The sequence below is a fragment of the Pseudokineococcus marinus genome, assembly GCF_013004605.1.
Taxonomy (GTDB): domain Bacteria; phylum Actinomycetota; class Actinomycetes; order Actinomycetales; family Quadrisphaeraceae; genus Pseudokineococcus; species Pseudokineococcus marinus.
In genome coordinates, this window is sequence record NZ_JABEMA010000387.1 from 1 (window position 1) to 2,457 (window position 2,457).

Consider the following 2,457-nt stretch of genomic DNA (forward strand, 5'->3'; position numbering starts at 1 on the left):
CCCGCGCGGCCCCGGCCGCGCGGGCGGGACGGCGCCGAGCTGGTCCCACGCGCCCCACGGTCCTCGTGCGCCCCTTCGGCGACGGGACGAGATGCTTGAGACATCTCCTGTCTCGATCGGGTAAAGGTCTGGCACACTCGCGCCGACCACTTCGTCAGAAGACCCCGCCGATGGCGGGGCGGCCGCGCGGACGCCGAACCCTGCCACCGCCGCGGCGCGCGACCTGAGCACAGGAGGACTCGGCAGGGGCGGAGGAACCAGGCGCGCCGGGCCCAGCGGGAGCTGGGTCCTCGGGGTGAAGCCGCAGCAGCGGCCGGGCATCTCTGGAGCCCGAACCCGACAGGTCACCCCCCGCAGGCGGTACCCGGAGGAAACCCCCCATGAGCACTGCCCTGCCCAGCTCCGTCCTGCGCGCGCCCGCCCGCGCGCTCCTCGTCCTCGTCGCCTCGCTCGCGCTCCTCGCCGGCTTCTCCGCCGGCCCGGCGGCCCCGCGGGCCGAGGCCGCCGTCTCCCTGTCCGTCTCCGACCAGGCGCTGCGCAGCGTGGCCACCCGCGCCGGGATGCCCTACGTCTACGGCGCCACGGGCCCCACGCGCTTCGACTGCTCGGGGCTGACGCAGTGGTCCTACCGCCAGGCGGGCGTCGCCATCCCGCGCACCGCGGCCCAGCAGGCCGCGGCCTCGACCCGCGTGTCCCGCCCCCGCGTCGGCGACCTGGTCTTCTTCTACAGCTCCAGCGGCAGCGTGTACCACGTCGGCATCTACGCCGGGTACGGCCAGGTCTGGGACGCCCCCAAGCCGGGCCGCGTCGTCAGCAAGCGCAAGATCTGGACGAGCGCCGTCTTCTACGGCCGGCCCTGAGCCCGTCCCCTCCGGGGCTGCTCGCCGAGCCGCCTCCGCCGGGGCGCCCTTCCACGGGCGCTCCGGCGGAGGGCGTCCGGGCCGGAGCTCGCCCGCGCAGGACGCACGAGGGCACGACGCAGCAGAGGCGGGGTCGAACCGCCGACCTTCCGATTTTCAGTCGGACGCTCTACCAACTGAGCTATCTGGCCCTGCGCGGCAGCTCCGGCGCCCACCGGGCGGGATGGGCTGACCGGGTGCTGCTGGCGACCCCGACGGGACTCGAACCCGCGACCTCCGCCGTGACAGGGCGGCGCGCTAACCAACTGCGCTACGGGGCCTCAAGGGTGAGGCCGTGGTGCTGCGCCCCGTGCGGGGCGGTGGTGCGGTGGTGCGTGCCCCCAACGGGATTCGAACCCGTGCTGCCGCTGTGAAAGAGCGGTGTCCTGGGCCGCTAGACGATGAGGGCCGTGCCCCCACGCCCGGCGAGCCCGGGGCGTCCTCCGGCGGCGTGCCGCGTTCGGACGTGCAGGAGCATAGGGGACCGGGCGCCCCTTCTCCAAAGCGGCCCGGCGACGGGTCCGGCGGTGCGCCCGGTGGCAGGCTCGAGCCGTGCTGGAGATGGGCGACGAGGAGTTCGAGGCCGCCGTCGGGGACGGCCTCGACCGCATCCCGGAGGAGCTGGCGGCGGCGATGAGCAACGTCGTCGTCCTCGTGGCCGACGAGCCGGACGAGGAGCAGCTGGCCGAGGCCCGCGCCGCGGGGGACCTCGACACCGGCGACCCGGCGGCGACGCTCCTCGGGCTCTACGAGGGCACGCCCCTCACCGAGCGCGACGGCTGGTGGGACGCCGGTTCCCTGCCCGACCGGATCACCGTCTTCAAGGGGCCGCTGCTGCGGCTCTGCGACGACGTCGAGGACCTCGTCGAGGAGGTCGCCGTCACCGTGGTGCACGAGGTGGCCCACCACTTCGGCATCGACGACGAGCGCCTCCACGAGCTGGGCTGGGGCTGACCGGGGGTGGGCGCCGGACGTGGAGCGGACGAGGGCGGAGGGGGAGGGCGCGTGGCGGCACCGGTGAGGGGGCACCTGCTCGAGAGCTGGGACCCGGTGCGCTCGGGCGCCGCGGCGGCCGGGCGGTCGGTGGGCGGGGAGGACGCCGCCGGGCTGGCCCGGGTCCAGGTGCTGCACGAGGCGCTGGCCGCGCTGTCCCTGGGGCGCACGCTCGTCGTGCCCTCCACGGTGGCGCTCGACTCGCGCGCGTTCCTGTCCCTCCACCGGGTCCTGCACGAGGCCTCCCCGACCGTGCCGGCGGGCCGGCGCCCGCCCCCGCTGGTGGTGCCCCACGTCGTCCAGCCGGGGGCGGTCACGCTGGACGACGTGCTGCGCCGGCTCGTCCTGCGGGCCGGGGACGCCGACGAGCCCTTCGCCAGCTCGTCGGTCCCCTGGCTCTCCGCCTGCGACGCGGCGGACCTCGCCGCGACGGCGGCCGACCTCGACCGCCTGCACGCGCGCCTCGACGACGAGCACTCCGAGGAGCTGCGGCTCGTGCGCTCCCGGCTCGGGACGGCGACGCGGTGGCCGGCCGCACCGCGCGCGGGCGGGGGCGCCGCGGGCG

At 76.5% G+C, this 2,457-nt stretch carries 3 protein-coding genes, 3 tRNA genes and 1 riboswitch; of the genes, 3 read left to right on the forward strand and 3 right to left on the reverse strand.

Going from position 1 to position 2,457, the window contains the following annotated elements:
- Positions 1-277 precede the first annotated feature (277 nt).
- A riboswitch (cyclic di-AMP (ydaO/yuaA leader) is annotated at positions 278-349 on the forward strand.
- Between the two features lie 31 nt (positions 350-380).
- Positions 381-860 (forward strand): C40 family peptidase, encoded by a 480-nt coding sequence (locus HLB09_RS15740; RefSeq protein ID WP_171204264.1) that lies wholly within the window; start codon positions 381-383, stop codon positions 858-860.
- 117 nt (positions 861-977) lie between these two features.
- On the opposite strand, the gene HLB09_RS15745 is transcribed toward HLB09_RS15740, so the two are convergent.
- The 3 genes from HLB09_RS15745 to HLB09_RS15755 all read right to left on the reverse strand — a co-directional run bounded on the left by HLB09_RS15745 (position 978) and on the right by HLB09_RS15755 (position 1,308).
- Positions 978-1,055 (reverse strand) — tRNA-Phe (locus HLB09_RS15745).
- A gap of 48 nt (positions 1,056-1,103) precedes the next feature.
- A tRNA-Asp gene (locus tag HLB09_RS15750) sits at positions 1,104-1,180 on the reverse strand.
- 55 nt (positions 1,181-1,235) lie between these two features.
- A tRNA-Glu gene (locus HLB09_RS15755) sits at positions 1,236-1,308 on the reverse strand.
- A 152-nt stretch (positions 1,309-1,460) separates the two neighbouring features.
- Between HLB09_RS15755 and HLB09_RS15760 the strand changes: the two genes are divergently transcribed.
- Together HLB09_RS15760 and HLB09_RS15765 are read left to right on the forward strand one after the other, a co-directional pair.
- A complete protein-coding gene (locus HLB09_RS15760) occupies positions 1,461-1,853 on the forward strand; it encodes a metallopeptidase family protein (protein ID WP_171204266.1) in 393 nt (130 codons plus the stop codon).
- Positions 1,854-1,904: 51 nt separating this feature from the next.
- The coding region (locus HLB09_RS15765; RefSeq protein WP_171204265.1) for a hypothetical protein at positions 1,905-2,457 on the forward strand (553 nt) is incomplete at its 3' end.

Excerpts from the sequence above, each read along its gene's own strand:
- HLB09_RS15740 (WP_171204264.1), top strand. The coding sequence starts at position 381 with ATGAGCACTGCCCTGCCCAGCTCCGTCCTGCGCGCGCCCGCCCGCGCG.
- HLB09_RS15760 (WP_171204266.1), top strand. The coding sequence starts at position 1,461 with ATGGGCGACGAGGAGTTCGAGGCCGCCGTCGGGGACGGCCTCGACCGC.